The 18156-nt window shown below is 58.2% G+C and carries 22 protein-coding genes and 1 pseudogene; 9 read left to right on the top strand and 14 right to left on the bottom strand.

The window, feature by feature from the left end; genetic code table 11:
* Nucleotides 1-20 precede the first annotated feature (20 nt).
* The 4 genes from modC to HK44_RS18350 form a co-directional block, all read right to left on the bottom strand.
* Entirely contained in the window at nt 21-1109 is a 1089-nt protein-coding gene (modC, locus tag HK44_RS18365) for a molybdenum ABC transporter ATP-binding protein (RefSeq protein ID WP_019690020.1), read from the bottom strand.
* Nucleotides 1110-1112: 3 nt separating this feature from the next.
* Nucleotides 1113-1793, bottom strand: a complete 681-nt coding sequence (gene modB, locus HK44_RS18360; protein WP_019690021.1) for a molybdate ABC transporter permease subunit — start codon at nt 1791-1793, stop codon at nt 1113-1115.
* Nucleotides 1794-2561 carry a molybdate ABC transporter substrate-binding protein gene (modA, locus tag HK44_RS18355; RefSeq protein ID WP_019690022.1) on the bottom strand — a complete coding sequence of 256 codons (768 nt, stop codon included), beginning with the start codon at nt 2559-2561 and terminating at the stop codon, nt 1794-1796.
* Between the two features lie 287 nt (nt 2562-2848).
* Complete coding sequence (locus tag HK44_RS18350) at nt 2849-3913, bottom strand: NAD(P)H-dependent flavin oxidoreductase (RefSeq protein ID WP_019690023.1); 1065 nt, start codon at nt 3911-3913, stop codon at nt 2849-2851.
* Nucleotides 3914-4154: 241 nt separating this feature from the next.
* Here HK44_RS18350 and HK44_RS18345 point away from each other — a divergent pair, with 241 nt between their 5' ends.
* Nucleotides 4155-4640 (top strand): GyrI-like domain-containing protein, encoded by a 486-nt coding sequence (locus tag HK44_RS18345; protein ID WP_019690024.1) that lies wholly within the window; start codon nt 4155-4157, stop codon nt 4638-4640.
* Here HK44_RS18345 and ada read toward each other — a convergent pair.
* The 5 genes from ada to HK44_RS18320 all read right to left on the bottom strand — a co-directional run bounded on the left by ada (nt 4568) and on the right by HK44_RS18320 (nt 7810).
* Nucleotides 4568-5671, bottom strand: a complete 1104-nt coding sequence (ada, locus tag HK44_RS18340; protein ID WP_019690025.1) for a bifunctional DNA-binding transcriptional regulator/O6-methylguanine-DNA methyltransferase Ada — start codon at nt 5669-5671, stop codon at nt 4568-4570. The genes HK44_RS18345 and ada overlap by 73 nt on opposite strands.
* 85 nt (nt 5672-5756) lie before the next feature.
* A complete protein-coding gene (gene alkB, locus HK44_RS18335; RefSeq protein WP_019690026.1) occupies nt 5757-6434 on the bottom strand; it encodes a DNA oxidative demethylase AlkB in 678 nt (225 codons plus the stop codon).
* Complete coding sequence (locus tag HK44_RS18330; RefSeq protein WP_024265051.1) at nt 6424-7140, bottom strand: 2OG-Fe(II) oxygenase; 717 nt, start codon at nt 7138-7140, stop codon at nt 6424-6426. The genes alkB and HK44_RS18330 overlap by 11 nt, the downstream gene beginning before the upstream one ends.
* A gap of 164 nt (nt 7141-7304) precedes the next feature.
* On the bottom strand, nt 7305-7472 hold the full coding sequence (locus tag HK44_RS18325; RefSeq protein ID WP_019690028.1) for a hypothetical protein: 168 nt from the start codon (nt 7470-7472) through the stop codon (nt 7305-7307).
* 35 nt (nt 7473-7507) lie between these two features.
* Nucleotides 7508-7810: a DUF1883 domain-containing protein gene (locus HK44_RS18320; RefSeq protein WP_019690029.1), complete on the bottom strand. Its 303-nt coding sequence runs from the start codon at nt 7808-7810 to the stop codon at nt 7508-7510.
* Here HK44_RS18320 and HK44_RS18315 point away from each other — a divergent pair.
* The 3 genes from HK44_RS18315 (at nt 7796) to HK44_RS18305 (ending at nt 8741) form a co-directional block, all read left to right on the top strand.
* The gene (locus tag HK44_RS18315; RefSeq protein ID WP_187682498.1) at nt 7796-7954 is read left to right on the top strand and encodes a hypothetical protein; all 159 of its coding nucleotides are present in this window, start codon (nt 7796-7798) and stop codon (nt 7952-7954) included. The genes HK44_RS18320 and HK44_RS18315 overlap by 15 nt on opposite strands.
* A gap of 66 nt (nt 7955-8020) precedes the next feature.
* Nucleotides 8021-8374 (top strand): hypothetical protein, encoded by a 354-nt coding sequence (locus HK44_RS18310; protein ID WP_019690030.1) that lies wholly within the window; start codon nt 8021-8023, stop codon nt 8372-8374.
* 136 nt (nt 8375-8510) lie between these two features.
* Nucleotides 8511-8741, top strand: a complete 231-nt coding sequence (locus HK44_RS18305) for a hypothetical protein (RefSeq protein ID WP_019690031.1) — start codon at nt 8511-8513, stop codon at nt 8739-8741.
* A 20-nt stretch (nt 8742-8761) separates the two neighbouring features.
* Here HK44_RS18305 and HK44_RS18300 read toward each other — a convergent pair whose 3' ends face one another.
* Together HK44_RS18300 and HK44_RS18295 are read right to left on the bottom strand one after the other, a co-directional pair.
* Complete coding sequence (locus HK44_RS18300) at nt 8762-9043, bottom strand: hypothetical protein (RefSeq protein WP_019690032.1); 282 nt, start codon at nt 9041-9043, stop codon at nt 8762-8764.
* A 137-nt stretch (nt 9044-9180) separates the two neighbouring features.
* A complete protein-coding gene (locus HK44_RS18295) occupies nt 9181-9369 on the bottom strand; it encodes a hypothetical protein (protein WP_019690033.1) in 189 nt (62 codons plus the stop codon).
* Nucleotides 9370-9624: 255 nt separating this feature from the next.
* Here HK44_RS18295 and galU point away from each other — a divergent pair, with 255 nt between their 5' ends.
* Nucleotides 9625-10464 (top strand): UTP--glucose-1-phosphate uridylyltransferase GalU, encoded by an 840-nt coding sequence (gene galU, locus HK44_RS18290; RefSeq protein WP_019690034.1) that lies wholly within the window; start codon nt 9625-9627, stop codon nt 10462-10464.
* A gap of 143 nt (nt 10465-10607) precedes the next feature.
* Here galU and HK44_RS18285 read toward each other — a convergent pair.
* Nucleotides 10608-12012 (bottom strand): annotated as a pseudogene (locus HK44_RS18285) (IS1182 family transposase); the annotation flags it as partial.
* Nucleotides 12013-12189: 177 nt separating this feature from the next.
* Here HK44_RS18285 and gorA point away from each other — a divergent pair.
* The 3 genes from gorA (at nt 12190) to ahpF (ending at nt 16231) form a co-directional block, all read left to right on the top strand.
* Complete coding sequence (gene gorA, locus HK44_RS18280; protein WP_019690035.1) at nt 12190-13548, top strand: glutathione-disulfide reductase; 1359 nt, start codon at nt 12190-12192, stop codon at nt 13546-13548.
* Between the two features lie 433 nt (nt 13549-13981).
* A complete protein-coding gene (gene ahpC / locus HK44_RS18275; RefSeq protein ID WP_019690036.1) occupies nt 13982-14545 on the top strand; it encodes an alkyl hydroperoxide reductase subunit C in 564 nt (187 codons plus the stop codon).
* A 123-nt stretch (nt 14546-14668) separates the two neighbouring features.
* On the top strand, nt 14669-16231 hold the full coding sequence (gene ahpF / locus HK44_RS18270) for an alkyl hydroperoxide reductase subunit F (protein WP_019690037.1): 1563 nt from the start codon (nt 14669-14671) through the stop codon (nt 16229-16231).
* A 21-nt stretch (nt 16232-16252) separates the two neighbouring features.
* Here ahpF and gloA read toward each other — a convergent pair whose 3' ends face one another.
* On the bottom strand, nt 16253-16774 hold the full coding sequence (gene gloA, locus HK44_RS18265; RefSeq protein WP_019690038.1) for a lactoylglutathione lyase: 522 nt from the start codon (nt 16772-16774) through the stop codon (nt 16253-16255).
* Between the two features lie 196 nt (nt 16775-16970).
* Between gloA and HK44_RS18260 the strand changes: the two genes are divergently transcribed.
* The gene (locus HK44_RS18260; RefSeq protein ID WP_019690039.1) at nt 16971-17510 is read left to right on the top strand and encodes a DUF4946 domain-containing protein; all 540 of its coding nucleotides are present in this window, start codon (nt 16971-16973) and stop codon (nt 17508-17510) included.
* A gap of 194 nt (nt 17511-17704) precedes the next feature.
* Here the strand turns inward: HK44_RS18260 and HK44_RS18255 are convergent, their stop codons facing one another.
* Nucleotides 17705-18067 (bottom strand): histone-like nucleoid-structuring protein, MvaT/MvaU family, encoded by a 363-nt coding sequence (locus HK44_RS18255; RefSeq protein ID WP_019690040.1) that lies wholly within the window; start codon nt 18065-18067, stop codon nt 17705-17707.
* Between the last annotated feature and the right edge of the window lie 89 nt (nt 18068-18156).

Below are 18156 nucleotides of genomic sequence, written 5' to 3'. Positions count from 1 at the left end.
AGCCTGTGCTTTTTATCGCCTTACGCGAGGACCGCCACCGCCTTGATTTGCGCCCACAGTTGCTGGCCGGGGTGCAGTTGCAAGTGATCGCGGGAATAGCGGGTGATGCGCGCCAGCAACGGTGTTCCGGCAGCGTCCAGGCGCACCAGCACGTGGGCGGCGTTGTCTGCGGAAATTTCGCTGGTCACCGTCACCGGCAGGCGATTGAGGATGCTGCTGAGTTCACCGTCCTGAAGACTCAGGCTGACATCGCGAGCCTGGACTTTGACGCGCAACAACTTGCCCACGGTCAAAGGTGAATGCGCGACCCGTACGTTCAATTGGCTGCGGGGCAGCTGTAGGGTCAGCAGTTGGTAATGGGCGTCGTAGTCCGTCACCTGGCCCTCTATGACCACGCCGGCGTCGTCGCCCAAGGCCAACGGCAGGTCGAGCCGCGCCAGCGTTTCGCCGACAGCCCCGCTGGCCAGGGCTTTGCCGTAGCTGAGCAGGACAATGTGGTCGGCCAGTCGCGCAACCTCATCCTGCGAGTGACTGACGTACAGCACCGGGATTTCCAGTTCGTCGTGCAGCCGTTCGAGGTATGGCAGGATTTCGCTTTTGCGCTGTGAATCCAGCGCTGCCAGTGGCTCGTCCATCAACAGCAGTTTCGGGCTGGTGAGCAGCGCCCGGGCGATGCCGACCCGTTGGCGTTCGCCGCCCGAGAGGTGTTGTGGATGACGGTCGAGCAAGTGACCGATTCCCAGCAGTTCGGTAGCGTGGACCATGTCGACCCGGCGTTGCTGGCGCGGAATGCGCCGCAGGCCAAACTCCAGGTTGGCCAGCACCGACAGATGAGCAAACAGGCTGGCCTCCTGAAACACGTAGCCCAGCGCCCGTTTGTGCGGGGCGACAAAGAGTTTTTTGCTGCTGTCCTGCCAGATTTCGTCATTGATCTGGATAAAGCCTTGCTCGGCCTTTTCCAGGCCGGCGATGCAGCGCAGGCAGGTGGTTTTGCCCGAGCCGGAATGACCGTACAGTGCCGTCACACCGCGACCGGGCAGGTGCAGGTCGACGTCCAGGGAAAAATCCGGGTAGCTCAGTTTCAGCCGAGCGTGAATCGTTGCGGCCATCGATCAGCTCCAGCCGGTTTTGGTTGTGCGGCTGGAGTACAGCGCCAGCAACACCAGGAATGAGAACACCAGCATCGCCCCGGCCAGCCAGTGGGCCTGAGCGTACTCCATGGCTTCGACATGATCGTAGATCTGCACTGACACCACGCGGGTTTTGTCCGGGATATTGCCACCGATCATCAGCACCACGCCGAACTCGCCCACGGTGTGGGCGAAGCCGAGAATGGCGGCGGTGATAAAACCTGGCCTGGCCAACGGCAAGATCACGTTGAAAAAAGTGTCCCAAGGGTTGGCGCGCAAGGTCGCGGCCACTTCCAGTGGACGCGGACCAATCGCCGAGAAGGCGTTCTGCAGTGGCTGGACGACAAAAGGCATTGAGTAGATGACCGAACCGATCACCAGCCCTGCAAAGCTGAACGTCAGCGTGCCCAGCCCCAGTGCTTGGGTGAACTGGCCGATGACCCCGTTAGGGCCGAGGGTCAGCAGCAAATAGAAGCCGATCACCGTCGGCGGCAGCACCAGGGGCAGGGCGACGATGGCGCCGACGGGCCCGCGCAACCAGGAGCGGGTGCGCGACAGCCACAGCGCAATCGGAGTGCCTATGACCAGCAGGATGGCCGTCGTCAGGGATGCCAGCTTGAGGGTCAGCCAGATGGCGGAATAGTCGGCACTCGATAGCGTCATTTAGAGTTGATAACCGTAGGACTTGATGACGGCAGCGGCTTTAGGCCCTTTGAGGTAAGCAACCAGTGCCTTGGCGGCCGGGTTGTCTTTGCCTTTGTTGAGGATCACTGCGTCTTGTTTGATCGGGTCGTGCATGTCGGCTGGAACGATCCAGGCCGAACCGCTGGTGACTTTGCCGTCTTTATAGATCTGCGACAAGGCGACGAAGCCTATTTGCGCATTGCCGGTGGAGACGAACTGGTAGGCCTGGGTGATGTTCTGGCCTTCGACGATCTTGCCCTTGACCTTGTCGGTCAGCCCCAGTTTAGCCAATACCTGGGTGGCCGCGAGGCCGTAAGGGGCGGCTTTCGGGTTGGCGATGGACAGGTGCTGATATTTGTTATCGCTGAGTACTTTGCCTTTGGCGTCAACGTAACCGTCCTTGGCCGACCACAGCGCCAGGGTGCCGATGGCGTAGGTGAAACGCGAACCTTTGACCGTGTCGCCTTCGCTCTCGAGTTTTTGCGGGGTGCTGTCGTCAGCCGACAGGAGCACGTCGAACGGCGCACCGTTTTTGATCTGGGTGTAGAACTGACCCGTGGCGCCATAAGCGGCGACCAGTTTGTGCCCGGTGTCTTTTTCGAAGTCGGCGGCGATGGCCTGGATTGGCGCAGTGAAATTGGCTGCGACCGCAACCTGGACTTCATCGGCCTGGGCTGAGCCAAGTGCGAACACGGCGAGCAAGGATGCCAGGCAAGTAGGGGCAAAACGTGAGACACGGATAGTCATGAAGCGGCTCCGGGGTAGGCAGGTGCAGTGGGCAATTTTTATTGGGGGTGGACTGCACCGGTGCGAGAGGGTGAAACGCTATATAGATGAATATATAGCGAATTGCCAACAAACGGAACGTATCAAATACCTCTCAATGAGCTGCCTCGCGGGCTCGGCAACTGCTACGGGGTTTTACGCTCCTGCGTGGGAATGCAGCCAGTGACGCTCCGCGTCACCTGCCGAAGCAGACGCAGAGCGTCCGTTGAGGCGTTACCACGCAGAGCATGGGAACGAGCAAATGGTGTTTAGCGACGCGCCATCAAGGCCAGTGCCTCGTCAGCCAGGCGCCGGGTCAACTCAGCGGTCGGTAATTCAATCCCAAGCCGCAGCGCTTGTCCGGCCCAGAGATTGCTGAAATCCGCTTCATCCTTGGCACGCAGTGGCATCAGCGCGCCGCCGGCCAGCGGGAAGGCCGGGGCTTGCGGGCTGATCGGGCCGAGTTCGCGCATGACCCGATTGAGAATGCCTCGCGCTGCACGCCCGGTGAAAATATTGGTCAGCGCCGTCTCGCTTTCCTTGGCGCTGCGCAAGGCCCGGTGATGGGAGGCGCTGACCTTGGCTTGCGGAGTAAACAGGTAGGCGGTGCCCATTTGCACTGCCGAGGCACCCAAGGCGAAGGCGGCGACAATCCCGCGCGCATCGCCGATCCCGCCTGCGGCGATCACCGGTACGCTGACGGCATCGACGATTTGCGGCACCAGCGCAAAGGTGCCGACCTGACTGTTCAGGTCATCGCTGAGAAACATCCCGCGATGGCCTCCGGCCTCGTAACCCATGGCGATAATCGCGTCGCAGCCATGCTGTTCCAGCCAGATCGCCTCATCGACGGTAGTCGCCGAAGACAGAACCTTCGCGCCGGTGGCTTTGACCCGATCGAGCAGGGACTTTTCCGGTAGGCCGAAGTGAAAACTCACTACCTGCGGACGGAACTCTTCGACCACCGCGCAGGCGGCGGCATCGAACGGCGCACGATTGGAAACCGGGGTCGGTGCATCGAAGTCAGCGCCCAATTCGCGGTAATACGGCTCCAGCAGATCTTTCCATTGCTGAGCGCGTTGTTCGTCGGCCACGGGTGGTTGATGGCAGAAGAAGTTCACGTTGAACGGGCGCTGGCTGTGTTGCCGGATGACCTTCAGCTCTTCGCGTAACTGTTCGACACTGAGCATCGCGGCGGGCATTGAGCCCAGTGCGCCGGCATTACTGGCTGCGATGACCATGGCCGATCCGGTGGCTCCGGCCATGGGAGCCTGGATGATCGGCAATTCGATGCCGAGCAGATCAAGAATACGGGTGTCAGGCCACTGGCTCATTGGATGTCCTCTTCATGACAAGAGCGGCTTTTGTAGCAGTAGTCACCCCCTGAAGGCCAGTGGCCTTTATGCGCAGATGCCAAGGGCATCGTCCGCGGTTGTAAATTCGCTCACGGCTTTTCAGTGCAGTGATTGACTCGCTCGGCAGCCCACCTTGGCCGCGCTTGTGTCAGCGCTTGGGCCAATGGCATTGTGGCTGCTTGTGGTGGATGTGAGTCGTTAACGACGGAGGAACTGTTCGATGGATTTGAAGCAACTTGAGATTTCGCCATTCCGTGTATCGGGATTGCGTGTACGTACGTTCAACAGCGCCGAGCAGCAGGCAACTACCGCCAGGATAGGCCCGATGTGGCAGCGATTTTTTGTCGAAGGGCTGTTTGACAAGATTGCCAATAAGCAACCGGACTCAGCGGCCTACGGGGTGTATTCCCACTATGAGTCCGATGCCTCGGGATCTTTCGATGTGATGGCCGGGGTGGCGGTCAATGAAGCCGCTCCCGGTTATGAAACCATTGAGGTGCAGGGCGGCCAGTACCTGGTATTCGAGGCGAAGGGGGCGATGCCCGGCAGTGTGATCGAGGCGTGGGGCAGGGTCTGGGCGTACTTCGAGGCCAATCCGCAGGTAAAGCGCCGATTTGCCACCGACTTTGAGGCCTATACCGGCCCAGAGTCAGTGGCCGTGCATATCGGCATTTCCTGCGATCGGGTTTCACGCGCAAGCAGTTGACGCTTGCGCTCCACCCCCCAGCGGTAGCCCGAGAGACCGCCATCGCTGCGCACTACCCGATGGCAGGGAATGGCCACCGCGAGGTTGTTGGCACCGCAAGCCTGGGCTACGGCACGGCAGGCTTTCGGCGCGCCGATACGTTGGGCAATGTCGGCGTAGCTGGCGGTGCTGCCCGCCGGAATATCTCGCAACGCCATCCACACCCGCTCCTGAAACGCTGTGCCGCGCACGTCCAGTGGCAGGTCCAGGCCAAGCGCCGGGGCTTCGATGAAGCCCACCACCCTGGCAATCAACTGCTCGAACTCATGGTCGGCGCCAATCAGGTTGGCCTGGCGGAACCGGTCTTGCAGGTCGCAGACCAGCGCGTGGGGATCGTCCCCCAAGAGGATCGCGCACACCCCGCGTTGACTTTGCGCCACCACAATCGCCCCCAACGAGCATTGGCCAACGGCAAAGCGGATGTCGGTATTCTGGCCCGCAGCACGGTAGTCGCTGGGCTTCATGCCGAGCAGGTGGTCGGAGGACTCGTAGAAACGGCTGTTGGAATTGAAACCTGCGTCATACAGCGCGTCAGTCACCGAACCGGCGACTTCCAGGCGTTCACGAACCCTGCGTGAACGTTGTGCAATGGCGTAGCCCTTGGGCGTCAGGCCGGTGACGGCCTTGAACACCCGGTGAAAGTGGAAGGCGCTCATGCGTGCGGTTTCTGCCAGTTCGTTCAAGCTGGGCGATGTTTCGGCAGCCTCGATCTGCCGGCAGGCTGCGGCGACCAGTGTGGCGTGTTGCGCGGCGAGATGGGTCTGGTCCGGTGCTGCGCGTTTGCTCGGGCGATAACCGGCAGCTTGAGCCTGTTGTTCGGTGTCGAAGAACTCGACGTTTTCCGGTTTCGGCAATCGCGCCAGGCTGCTGGGGCGGCAATAGATCCCGGTGGTTTTCACCGCGTAGACAAACTGGCCGTCAGCGCCCGGGTCGCGAGCCAGCACTGCGGACCAACGGGGATCTTGCTCTGTGGTGGGTTTGGCAGTGTTCATGGGGCGTTACCGGTAAAAGGTTCAGTTCAGCCTAGAGAGTGTGGGCGCTGAGGACACTCCGGTGCTTGCGGTCAAATTCCGGGTTTCATCCCGCCGTACGGAACGTGAAGTTGATCCGCTGTCCGCCCAGTTGCGGGTGATGGCCCTCCTTGAGCGGCAGCACGCCGTGATAACGCAAGCGATCCACGCCGCCCCAGACCACGATGTCACCGTGAAACAGCGGCACTCGCAGGCTCGTGTCGCTGCGCTTGAAGCCGCCGAACAGGAACATCGCCGGCAGACCGAGGGACACCGAAACAATCGGCGGATCGTAGGACCGTTCATCCTTGTCCTGATGCAACGACATTTTGGCGCCCGGCAGGTATCGGTTGATCAGGCAGGCATCGGGTTCAAAGTGATGGAAACCGGCTGCTCGTGCGGCGGCCTGTGCCATTTCCCGAAAGACCTTGGGCATTGCCGGCCAAGGCTGGCCGCTGAAAGGATCGATGCGGGTGTAGCGATAGCCACTGCGATCGGTGGTCCAGCCCAGCGTGCCACAGCTGCTCAAGCCGACAGACATGGTGAAACCGCCGGGGGTGACCATCTGCCGAAATGGTGCGGCCAGTAAAATCTTCTCCAGCGCCGGCAGCAATTGCTCCACCCAGGGCAGGGCGAAACCTCGGAGAACGCAAGACTGTTCGCCGAGTTGCTCGGTCCTGGCCGGTTGCCGGTCTTCATCGGCAAACAGCTCGAAGGTGGTGGAGGGCATCGCTTTACTGCGCATCGTGAAAGATCACTCCTAGGGTATGCCGTTTGCCGCTGTGCAGGCGACTGACACCGTGGCGCAGGTTCACCCGGTAATCGCCGCGAACACCTTTGACCGGGCGCTGATGCACGGCAAAGATCGGCGCATCGCCTTTTGCAAGGCGCATCACCATGGGCCGTGACTGCATCCGTGGGCGCTGCTCGGTGAGCACGAATTCGCCACCGGTAAAGTCTTCGCCGGGAGCGGACAGCAGAATCGCCACTTGCAGTGGGAACACAGGCTCGCCGTACAGATCCTGATGTAAACAGTTGTAGTCCTGCGGACCATATTGCAGCAACAGCGGCGTAGGGCGCTCCTGTCCCGCGTCATGACAACGTTGCAGGAAGGCTGCGTGCTCCGAGGGAAAGCGGCCGGGCAAGCCCATCCGTTCATTCCAGCGATTGGCCAGCGGGACAAGCCTTGAGTAGAGCGTGCCGCGCAGGCAAGCAACGATATCCGGCAGCGGGTATCTGAAATATTTGTACTCGCCGCGCCCGAAACCATGTCGGGCCATTATCACTTGCGAACGGAAAAGCGCAGGCTGAGCGTAGAGCGCGCTAAGGTCTGCACATTGCTCGGGGCTGAGCAGTTCTTTGATTGTCGCGCAACCGTCCCGGTCGAGGTCTTGCTCCAGGGAAGGCCAATCCAGTGCATTGATACGCGAGATCAGAGGCTGTTCGCCCATTGCACGGACACCGTCGATATAACGCGCTACTGAGGTGTTGTGCGGCAAAGAAATGGACATGTCCGGCTCCTGAACTCAAGGTTGAGGTGTGCCAGTCTAGGGAGTGCGACGGTGGGCGACACTCCGGTGCTTGCGGTCGAACTCCGGAGTGGTTGTGCCAGGGGTTACAGCGCTTTGCTGACCTTTATATCGCTGATCCCGGACAAGTCGCCGTGAATCGCTTCAAGTGCCGCTCTGGCTTCTTCTTCGGTGCCGGTTTCAAGCTGGGCGAACTCGAAGCGGCGTTCTTCGTTGAGCTTGTATTTGATGACGTATTTAGTCGTTTGGGCCACGGTCGTACCTGTATGTCACTGTGCGGGTCAAGGTATCAGCTGAGTTTCGAACTGGACCGGCGGATGATTTTGATCGAGTGGGTCAGGGTCGGCTTGCGGGTCACGCTGATCGGCCGGCGGTTGACCGTGTCGATGGTAATGTTCCAGAAACCGGTGCTTGGCGCGGTGATTTTCGCAGGGAAGGTGTCGAACGCGCCGCCGTGGTAGGTGTGGCGGCCGCCATTCTTGAAGCTGCGAAAATTGGCGTCGTTCATCAGGCGGATGTTGCACATTTGGGAGCATTGAATGACGACGATGTCATCTTCATTGAGGTGCTCGCGCTGGTGGATAAATTTCAAGGGGCGCCTCCAGAAGGGCTTTTTCTACAAAATCAAAACGATAGCATGGGCGATGGCGCAGTTTATCAGCCCGAACGGTTTATTATCGGGCTACCGCGAGGCGCTTTGACAATTAAAAACAGCTATTCGGGTTTTTATGCGTGATAAAGCAGCGGTCTCCGGAGAAAAACAGTATTTGTGCTGTCGGAGGGTCTTTAAGGGAGGATTCGTATGAAGCGGGGCGTTTTGGTACTGGTGTTGGCGATGAGTGGTTGTGCGACAGTCTCGGACATTAGTCAGACGTTGCCGACCATGAATGTGATCTCGGGGAAAAAGCCCCAGGAGTACGCCAACTGCGTGGCCGGTAAGCTGGCCAAGACCCGCGGGGCGTTGCAGATGGAGTCACACAAGAATGGCGTGCGGGTGATTGTTCCCGGGAAGTTGTCAGCGGACCCGGCTGCGGTGTTTGACATCGAAGAGCGATCCGGCGGTAGCAGCATCAAGCTCCACGAGAGTATGTCCAATGTGCCGTTTCGGCCTGGAGATGTGCAGGATGCGGCCAACAACTGCATTTCTGGCTCATAGTTTTTTGGCGATTACCCCCTCGCTCGCTGAATTTGAAATTGGCTGATTGACCGTATCGTCCGATAAACTGTGGTTAATCAGCGGGAATGCCGTCCAGCCTCGGGCTTGGGCGGCATTGTCATTTATGGAGTGGTCAATGAAGCGAGAGCAAGTAAGAGAGCGGCATGCAGAGGGGCATATCTCTGCGACGCATGTGATTCAAAACCCGGCAAACTCCGGGGAATGGATTGTGTTCTTCAAGAAAAGTGCAGGGCGCAGCTATTTCCTGGTGGATGAAAACGACGAGGTCGAATCATTCGCTCGGCTGGACGAATTGATCGAGACAGTACGTGGCCTCGGGATCAAATTCGCCGAAATTCACATGTAACGACCATAGCGTCTTGCCAGTTACTTGCACACCACAACGACACTGCGGCTCTTGTAGTTGCCAACGTCGACGCCCAGGGTCTTGTCGCTTTCCTTGGTGGCTGGCGTGCCATCGGTACCGATGATCCGATAGCCGGTTCCAGCGCAGGAAGCGTCAGCCATTTCATAGCATTTGGCCCAGGAATTGGCTTCACCCGAGCAGTCGATCGACAGGCCTTGCTCGCCGTTATGCAGATAGGTTTTGGATGCGGTAGCGCAACCGCTCAAGGCCAACACCGCGATCAGAGCCAGATATTTTTTCATGTGAGGGTCGTCATCGAGTGAACAGTATGTAAAGGCGCGAGTCGCCCTGAAGCGAGATGCTATAGCGAACAACCATTTCGGTACAGACAAACGCAAAAAAGCCCTGCGCGTAGGCAAGGCTCTTTCGAGCAGCGGTGTTACTCAGGCTTGGCGCCGCGCCGCTTGGGTGCAGGCGGGGTGTCTTGCAGCACCGAGGCCACTTCAATCGCCAATGCTTGCGTGGGGAAAGGCCCGGCGATGTTTTCGCCACTGGCGCTGTCGACCCACCACTGGCCATCTTTGGCTTGATTGATCAGGTAACCGTTTACGCTTTTTGCTGCCGACATCTATCTGCCTCGTTGGCTGGTTCAATCGCGCAATGATAACTGGAAACGTGCCTGGGCGCGCTCACTGGTCTAAAGTGAAGCCTTTGCGTCGTTCCGTACGCCTTGGCCTTGAGACTAATGTGCGTCGCTGCGGAACTATCCGCCGGAATATTTCTCTATGATGGCATCGGTTAGCCAGTGCGGGGCATTGTAAGGTGCTCGCCGCCTGATTAGACTGCGCCGAAACTCGTACACACAGCCCTTTTAAGGACTTTTATGATCAAGAAATGCTTGTTCCCAGCAGCCGGTTACGGTACTCGCTTCCTGCCAGCGACTAAAGCCATGCCTAAAGAAATGCTGCCGGTGGTGAACAAGCCACTGATCCAGTACGGCGTTGAAGAAGCGCTGGACGCTGGTTTGACAGAAATCTCCATCGTGACCGGCCGTGGCAAACGCGCCCTGGAAGACCACTTCGACATCAGCTACGAGCTGGAAAACCAGATCAAAGGTACCGACAAAGAGAAGTATCTGGTCGGTATCCGCAAGCTGCTCGACGAGTGCTCGTTCTCCTACACCCGTCAAACCGAAATGAAAGGCCTGGGTCACGCAATTCTGACCGGCCGTCCATTGATCGGTGACGAACCGTTCGCGGTCGTGCTGGCGGACGACTTGTGCGTCAACCTGGACGGCGACGGCGTACTGACCCAGATGGTCAAACTGTACAAACAGTACCGTTGCACCATCGTCGCGATCCAGGAAGTCGACCCGCAGGAAACCCACAAATACGGCGTGATCGCTGGCGACTTGATCGGTGACGACCTGTACCGCGTCCGTAACATGGTCGAGAAGCCAAAGCCGGAAGATGCTCCATCCAACCTGGCAATCATCGGTCGTTACATCCTGACCCCGGACATCTTCAAGCTGATCGAAGAAACCGAGCCAGGCAAAGGCGGCGAGATCCAGATCACCGACGCCCTGATGAAGCAGGCGCAAGACGGTTGCGTGATTGCCTACAAGTTCAAAGGCACACGTTTCGACTGCGGTGGCGCTGAAGGCTACATCGAAGCGACCAACTTCTGCTTCGAACACTTCTACAAGACGGGCAAGGCTTACTAAAAGCGCTTCACTGTTTTGTACTGAAAAGCCACCTTCGCAGACTGTGTGAAAACACACTGAAGGCCAGCCCAACAAACGCCCCGACTTGTTCGGGGCGTTTGTTTTTGTGCGAACGACAGACGAAAAAAGGCCTTTAGCCCATTAGCGCCCAACTGGCGGGCTCCGAGCACGCTAATTGCGCGTTTTAGGTTGTAGGCGTTCACGGCCAAGGCCATTTCCGCTCTCGCCCCCTCCAGTTGACGCAGCAGGAAGCGAGCATTGCCAAACACCCATTGCTTCAGGTTGCCGAAGGGGTGCTCAACGATGGATCTTCGACTGACCATCATCTGTGGATGGGCCAGCATTCGTTGCTCCATTCGCTCAAAGGCTTCCTCATGGGCATGGCGTGAGACATAGCGGCGCTGGGCGCCAGTGCATTGGGATTTGAGCGGGCAGGCAGCGCAGTCGCTGACATCTGCCTGATAGATCCGATCGCCCTTGTTGCGCTGTTTGAGGGTTAACCACTTGCCCGCCGGGCACTGATAACGATCGCGTTCGGCTTCGTAGGTAAATCTTTGCGCCCAAAGAGTTCCTCGCCGCCTGGGTTGAGCGAACGGTTGGGCGGCACATAAACGGTAATCGCGGCCTCCTCGCAGGCCTGAAACTGCTGGCCGTTGGAGTGCCGGCATCGGCAATCACGGTCAGGGCATCTTGTTCCAGCTGTTCTTTGGCGGCTTTAGCCATGGGTTCGAGTTGCTTGCGGTCGTCGCCATCCTGGGTGACCTCATGATGCAAAATCAGGCAATGCTCGGCATCCACGGCGCTCTGCACGTTATAGGACACACGCGGCCCCTTGGGCGTGCGCATCATGCGGGCATCGCTTTCGTGGGTGTTGAACTGCTCCAGGCCCATCGCGTTGATCAGCGCTTGGCAGCTCTGATTGTCCTGCTGGCGAACTTCAAGCTGTGCCAGCGCTGTTTTGATCGCGCCGCGATCAATCACCTCGGTGCTTTCGGCCCTGTCGGCCTCATCCAGTTCGGCCAGATACTGAGCGATGCGCTTATCCAGCTTTTCTTCCTGACGCTTGAGTTGCTTGAGGTTCATATGGCGCCGCGAGGAAGCGACCGCCTGAAACTTGCTGCCATCGATGGCCACCAAGTCGCCTGCGATCAGCCCGGCGGTGCGGCAAAACCGGACGAAGGCCCGGCACGTCGCCACAAAGGCCGGGTTGTTGTTTTTGCGAAAGTCGGCAATGGTCTTGAAGTCGGGCTTGAGCCGGTTGATCAACCACATGACTTCGATGTTGCGCAGGCACTCGGCTTCGAGACGCCGCGATGAGCGAATCCGCTGAAAATAGCCGTAGAGGTAGAGTTTGAGCTGATCGGCAGGATCATAAGAGGGGCGCCCTGTGCTTTTGGGCTGCGCCTTATCAAAGCCCAGTTGCACCAGATCCAGTTTGGCCACGTACAGGTCAATAACCCGAACGAGGTGATCCTCAGGGATCAGTTCTTCCAGCGAGACCGGGAACAGACTGGTCTGGCTGCGGGACTCGCCTTGGATGTAAGCCATAACGAAAAATGCTCCGTATCTTTCGATACGGAGCATTTTCTTTGAGCCCTGCGCAGATTGCTAGGTTTTCACACAGTCTGTTCGGGTGGCTTTTTTGTTTTTCGGCCCCATGTCATTCGCAGCGCTGACCGAGAAAGCTGCAGCGGGTATGCTTGTGGCCTGCCGAGGAGATTGAAAATGGCCTACGATTTTGACCTTTATGTGATTGGCGCCGGTTCCGGCGGTGTACGAGCAGCACGCTTCGCTGCAGGTTTCGGTGCGAAAGTGGCAGTGGCCGAGAGCCGCTATCTGGGCGGGACCTGCGTTAACGTTGGCTGCGTGCCGAAGAAGTTGTTGGTTTACGGGGCACATTTTGCCGAAGACTTCGAGCAGTCGCAGGGCTTTGGCTGGTCGCTGGGCGAGGCGAATTTCGATTGGGCAACGCTGATCGCCAACAAGGATCGCGAGATCAATCGGTTGAACGGTATCTACCGCAATCTGTTGGTGGGCAGCGGTGTAACCTTGCATGAAGGTCACGCCAAAATTGTTGGCTCGCATGAGGTCGAGATCAACGGCGAGCGGCATACCGCCAAGCATATTCTGATTGCCACCGGCGGCTGGCCGCAGATCCCCGAGATTCCGGGGCATGAGCACGCCATCAGCTCCAACCAGGCGTTTTTCCTCAAAGAGCTGCCCAAGCGCGTTCTGGTGGTCGGTGGCGGCTATATCGCCGTAGAGTTCGCCGGGATTTTCCATGGGCTGGGCGCCGAAACCACCTTGCTGTATCGCGGTGAGCTGTTCCTGCGTGGCTTCGACGGTTCGGTGCGCAAGCATTTGCAGGAAGAACTGACCAAGCGCGGGATGAACCTGCAGTTCAATGCCGACATCGAGCGCATCGAGAAGCAGGCCGACGGCAGTTTGAACGTGACCCTCAAGGATGGTCGCGAGTTGCAGGCGGACTGCGTGTTCTACGCGACGGGGCGTCGTCCAATGGTCGACAACCTGGGGTTGGAGAACACCAGGGTCACGCTCGACCAGAAAGGCTTTGTCGAAGTCGACGAGCAGTATCAAACCGCTGAACCATCCATTCTGGCGATTGGCGATGTGATCGGTCGCGTGCAACTCACACCGGTAGCCCTGGCTGAAGGCATGGCAGTGGCGCGCCGGCTGTTCAAGCCCGAGCAGTATCGTCTGGTCGACTACAAGATGATTCCCACGGCCGTATTCAGCTTGCCGAACATCGGCACCGTTGGCCTGAGTGAAGAGCAGGCGAGGGACGAGGGTTATGAGGTGCAGATTTTCGAAAGCCGTTTCCGGCCGATGAAACTGACCATGACCGAGTGCCAGGAGCGCACGTTGATGAAGCTGGTGGTGGACGCCAAGACCGACAAGGTTTTGGGTTGCCACATGGTCGGCCCGGAGGCGGGTGAGATCGTTCAGGGCCTGGCGATTGCCCTGAAGGCTGGCGCCACCAAACGCGATTTCGACGAAACCATCGGCGTGCATCCCACCGCTGCCGAAGAGTTCGTCACCATGCGCACACCGGTAGCGGGCTAATCGTCCTTCCGTGCCTCTGAAGCTGCGTCTGGCTACACATTCGTATGGGGTATACGGAATTTTGAGCACCCGAGACCAAATGTGGGAGCAGCCGGGCGGCGTTCCGTCTGCTCGCGATGAGGCCAGCAGATTCAACTTCAAGGTTGAGTGTGAAACCCTATCGCGAGCAGGCTCGCTCCCACAGTGCGACTTGGGCTCATCGCAGTGGGCGGGATGTGAAGTCTGCCATGCACTATGTTGAAGCCAGCCCGTTTCTCGGGATGGCCCGATCGCTGAAAACGCTGTTGGTGGATAGATATGGTTTTCTTCTATTAATAGTGCTGGCTAATAGCGAAAACCAATTAGCAGCATCAGCTTTGCCAATGAGTCATCCGTCGGTCGAGTGGGTAGGATTCACTCCATCAACTTCTCAACCCCTGACGGAGAGTCAACGATGCCTATCATCAACAGCCACGTAAAACCGTTCAAAGCTACCGCATTCAAAAACGGCGCATTCGTCGACGTGTCGGACGCCGATCTGAAAGGCAAATGGTCCGTCGTGTTCTTCTACCCGGCTGACTTCACCTTCGTTTGCCCAACCGAGCTGGAAGACCTGGCTGACAACTACGACGCATTCCAGAAGCTCGGCGTAGAAATCTACAGCGTGTCGACCGACACCCACTTTGCCCACGCCGCATGGCACAACACTTCGCCTGCGATCGAAAAAATCAAGTACACCATGATTGGCGATCCGACCCACGTGATCTCCCGCAACTTCGACGTGCTGATTGAAGAAGTCGGTCTGGCAGACCGTGGCACCTTCGTGATCAACCCTGAAGGTCAGATCAAAATCGTCGAACTGAACGATGGCGGCGTTGGCCGTGACGCTTCCGAGCTGCTGCGCAAAATCAAGGCTGCCCAGTACGTTGCCGCTCACCCGGGTGAAGTCTGCCCAGCCAAGTGGAAAGAAGGCGAGGCCACCCTGGCTCCGTCCCTGGACCTGGTCGGCAAGATCTGAGTCTGTGAGTCGATTGAGGGCGATGAGCTCTTAAGCACGTAAACCGCATCGCCCCAAAAAACGCCTGGGCGAATCTGCCCGGGCGTTGTTTTTTCTACCGTGTACAAAATGGAAATCGCCCGTATGTTGGACGCCAATCTTAAAGCTCAGTTGAAGTCATACCTGGAACGGGTCACCCAGCCGATCGAGATCGTCGCCTCCCTCGACGACGGTGCGAAATCCCGGGAAATGCTCGCGTTACTGAAAGACGTTGCCAGTCTTTCCCAGCAAATTACCTTGCTCGACAACGGTATCGATGCGCGCAAGCCATCGTTCTCGTTGAACCGCCCGGGAAGCGATATCAACCTGCGTTTCGCCGGTATCCCCATGGGCCACGAATTCACTTCGCTGGTGCTGGCCTTGCTGCAAGTCGGCGGTCACCCTTCGAAGGCCAGCAGTGACGTGATCGAACAGATCCGCTCGCTCAAAGGCGAGTTCAACTTCGAAACCTACTTCTCGCTGTCGTGCCAGAACTGCCCGGACGTGGTCCAGGCGCTGAACCTGATGGCGGTGCTGAACCCGAATATCCGTCACGTCGCCATCGACGGCGCGCTGTTCCAGGACGAAGTCACCGAACGGCAGATCATGGCCGTGCCCAGCATTTACCTGAACGGCGTGAATTTCGGTCAGGGCCGCATGGGCCTGGAAGAAATTATTGCCAAGATCGACACCAGCGCCATCGAGCGTCAGGCCGAGAAGATCAGCGCCAAAGACGCCTTTGACGTACTGGTCGTCGGTGGTGGGCCAGCCGGTGCTTCGGCAGCAATCTACGCCGCCCGTAAAGGCATTCGTACCGGCGTTGTAGCCGAGCGTTTTGGTGGTCAGGTGCTGGACACCATGGCCATCGAAAACTTCATCTCGGTACAGGAGACGCAAGGGCCGAAGCTCGCCGTTGCGCTGGAAGAGCACGTCAAGCAATACGACGTCGACATCATGAACCTGCAACGCGCCGACAAGCTGCTGCCGGGCAAGAATGGCGAGCTGCACCAGATCAAATTCGCCAGCGGTGCTTCACTGAAAACCCGGACCGTAATCCTTGCGACCGGTGCTCGCTGGCGTGAAATGAACGTCCCGGGCGAGCAGCAATATCGCAACAAAGGCGTGGCGTACTGCCCGCACTGCGACGGCCCGCTGTTCAAAGGCAAGCGCGTCGCGGTGATTGGTGGTGGTAATTCGGGTGTCGAAGCGGCTATCGACCTGGCCGGTATCGTTGCTCATGTCACGCTGCTGGAGTTCGACGTGCAGTTGCGTGCCGATGCGGTGTTGCAGCGCAAGTTGTACAGCCTGCCGAACGTGACCGTGATTACCAGCGCGCAAACCACTGAAGTGACCGGCGATGGCCAGAAGGTCAACGGTTTGCGTTACAAGGATCGTCAGTCAGGCGAAGAGCTGAGCGTCGAGCTGGAAGGGATCTTCGTGCAGATCGGCTTGTTGCCGAACACCGATTGGCTCAAGGGCACCGTCGAGCTGTCGCCGCGCGGCGAGATCATCGTCGATAACCGTGGCGAGACCTCGATACCAGGTGTGTTCGCTGCCGGTGACGTCACGACCGTGCCCTACAAGCAGATCGTGATTGCGGTAGGCGAGGGTGCCAAGGCATCGCTGAGCGCCTTTGATCACCTGATCCGAACGTCTGCGCCTGCGTAAACGTCAGTGTCGGCGATCTTTTTACAGCGGGGCCGGCTGAATGATTTCAACCCAGTACGCGTCCGGGTCCTTGATGAACGCCAGGCTCTTCATGCGGCCATCGTTCAGGCGTTTCTGGAAATCGCAGCCCAGGGCTTCGAAGCGCTCGCATGCGGCACGAATGTCCGGCACCGAAATGCAGATATGGCCGAAACCGCGAGGGTCGGTGTTGCCATTGTGATAGGCAAAGTCCGCATCGTTCTCGGTGCCGTGGTTGTGAGTCAGCTCAAGAATGCCGGGAATCGATTTCATCCACTGGGTACGCGCAGCGGCGTCGGCCGGGATCTGGTTCTTGTCGACCAGCGCGAGGAAATACAGGCTGAACTCGGCTTCCGGGAAATCGCGCTTTTCCACCAGCGTAAAGCCGAGGATGCGTGTGTAGAAATCCAGGGATTTGGTGATGTCCTTGACCCGCAACATGGTGTGGTTGAAGACAAAGTGTTGCGTGGCGGTGTCAGGTTGGGCGGTAACGCCGGGGAAGGTATTCAGTTCGTGCAGGCTCATGGGCCCTCCGGAAAATAAGTGGGGCAAACGGCGCTCAAGACAAGAGCTGTCCCTTGGCTTGCAGTTGTTGGGGCTTGCTTGCAGTGCGCCAATAATACGCAAGGGGGTGCATTGCACCAAAGCAAAACCTTCAGCTATTGCCTGGTGGCGTGGCGGGGCTCAGACTTTAACGCTCGTCCCGCCCATGTTGAGCACAATGATTCGACCGTATCGCTACCTGCTTGTTTTGACCTGCCTGTTTTCGGCTGTTGCCGGCGCCGAGACTGTGCTTCCCGACATTACCTGGCCCAGCGGCTGGGCAGTGCAAGTGTTGCCACAAGAGGAGGCGCCAGTTCAAACACCCCCGAGGGTTTCAAGGCAGCGGGCGGTGAAAAACGATGTAAACGGTGATCCGGTCCTGGTCATGGAGTTGACCATGAGTCAGGTTGAGCCAGGGCATGAAGTCAATTTGCAAGGTGTGCTGCTGGAAATGCGCAAGTCCGTGCAAAAGGATTTTTTTCAGGGCGGCTATCAAAGTGTTTGCAACAAAATTCATCCCGCTACATTGGGCAGGCTGCAAGCGCTGGAAACCACCTGTACGGTCACTCAAAATGGACGACATGTGTTGTCGCAAACATTAGTCGCGGCGCTAGATGCCGATAAGGCCTATGTTTTTTCCTACGCAGGCCAAGCCCAAGCTTATGCCGCAAGTCAGGATGAAATACGCGATGCGAGAAACAGCTTGAGACTTAAGTAATGCGCGACGTCTGCACGCTTTCAGTGCCGAGAGTTATTGTTTAATACCCAAAGGGATTAAGCAGAAAGTTGTACCGGGTGCCTACGGTATTTGGCGGGCGTTTCCAACTGGATCGACGACCATCGTTGCATTAAGTATAGATGAGCATAAAAAAGCCCTGCGCAGGCAGGGCTTTTGGAGGGGCGCAGGAAAGCTTAAGCGCGCAGCCAGGAGTCAACGGTGCTGGCACCATATTGTTCCTTCCAGGCTTTCAGGCCGCGGTGATTGCCGCCCTTGGTTTCAATCAGTTCACCAGTGTGCGGGTTTTGATAAACCTTGACCACACGGGCACGGCGGGTTTTCGGTGCGGCGGCCTGATGCAGGCTGGATTTTGGATTCGGGTCGAGAATGGCGATGATGTCGCGCAGGCTCTTGCCGTAGGTTTTCATCAGCCCCTGGAGCTTTTCTTCAAATTCGATTTCTTTCTTGAGCCCGGCGTCGTTCTTCAGCGATTCCAGCTGCGCGAGCTGTTCTTGAAGGGCCTTTTCAGCGGCACGAAATTCAGCGAGTCTGGACAATATCTTTACTCCAATAGTGTGTTTGGCTGATACCAACCGCAAACAAAGCTATAAGCCAAGAGCCTTGTAGCGACTCGGTGTTAATGGCT

This window comes from Pseudomonas fluorescens HK44, assembly GCF_000217955.3.
In the GTDB taxonomy this organism is placed as follows: domain Bacteria; phylum Pseudomonadota; class Gammaproteobacteria; order Pseudomonadales; family Pseudomonadaceae; genus Aquipseudomonas; species Aquipseudomonas fluorescens_AQ.
Note: the sequence above shows the minus strand (reverse complement) of the source record. Positions and strands in the feature narration are given on the sequence as shown.

Excerpts from the sequence above, each read along its gene's own strand:
- modC (WP_019690020.1), bottom strand. The coding sequence starts at position 1,109 with ATGGCCGCAACGATTCACGCTCGGCTGAAACTGAGCTACCCGGATTTT.
- modB (WP_019690021.1), bottom strand. The coding sequence starts at position 1,793 with ATGACGCTATCGAGTGCCGACTATTCCGCCATCTGGCTGACCCTCAAG.
- modA (WP_019690022.1), bottom strand. The coding sequence starts at position 2,561 with ATGACTATCCGTGTCTCACGTTTTGCCCCTACTTGCCTGGCATCCTTG.
- HK44_RS18350 (WP_019690023.1), bottom strand. The coding sequence starts at position 3,913 with ATGAGCCAGTGGCCTGACACCCGTATTCTTGATCTGCTCGGCATCGAA.
- HK44_RS18345 (WP_019690024.1), top strand. The coding sequence starts at position 4,155 with ATGGATTTGAAGCAACTTGAGATTTCGCCATTCCGTGTATCGGGATTG.
- ada (WP_019690025.1), bottom strand. The coding sequence starts at position 5,671 with ATGAACACTGCCAAACCCACCACAGAGCAAGATCCCCGTTGGTCCGCA.
- alkB (WP_019690026.1), bottom strand. The coding sequence starts at position 6,434 with ATGCGCAGTAAAGCGATGCCCTCCACCACCTTCGAGCTGTTTGCCGAT.
- HK44_RS18330 (WP_024265051.1), bottom strand. The coding sequence starts at position 7,140 with ATGGGCGAACAGCCTCTGATCTCGCGTATCAATGCACTGGATTGGCCT.
- HK44_RS18310 (WP_019690030.1), top strand. The coding sequence starts at position 8,021 with ATGAAGCGGGGCGTTTTGGTACTGGTGTTGGCGATGAGTGGTTGTGCG.
- HK44_RS18305 (WP_019690031.1), top strand. The coding sequence starts at position 8,511 with ATGAAGCGAGAGCAAGTAAGAGAGCGGCATGCAGAGGGGCATATCTCT.
- HK44_RS18300 (WP_019690032.1), bottom strand. The coding sequence starts at position 9,043 with ATGAAAAAATATCTGGCTCTGATCGCGGTGTTGGCCTTGAGCGGTTGC.
- HK44_RS18295 (WP_019690033.1), bottom strand. The coding sequence starts at position 9,369 with ATGTCGGCAGCAAAAAGCGTAAACGGTTACCTGATCAATCAAGCCAAA.
- galU (WP_019690034.1), top strand. The coding sequence starts at position 9,625 with ATGATCAAGAAATGCTTGTTCCCAGCAGCCGGTTACGGTACTCGCTTC.
- gorA (WP_019690035.1), top strand. The coding sequence starts at position 12,190 with ATGGCCTACGATTTTGACCTTTATGTGATTGGCGCCGGTTCCGGCGGT.
- ahpC (WP_019690036.1), top strand. The coding sequence starts at position 13,982 with ATGCCTATCATCAACAGCCACGTAAAACCGTTCAAAGCTACCGCATTC.
- ahpF (WP_019690037.1), top strand. The coding sequence starts at position 14,669 with ATGTTGGACGCCAATCTTAAAGCTCAGTTGAAGTCATACCTGGAACGG.
- gloA (WP_019690038.1), bottom strand. The coding sequence starts at position 16,774 with ATGAGCCTGCACGAACTGAATACCTTCCCCGGCGTTACCGCCCAACCT.
- HK44_RS18260 (WP_019690039.1), top strand. The coding sequence starts at position 16,971 with ATGATTCGACCGTATCGCTACCTGCTTGTTTTGACCTGCCTGTTTTCG.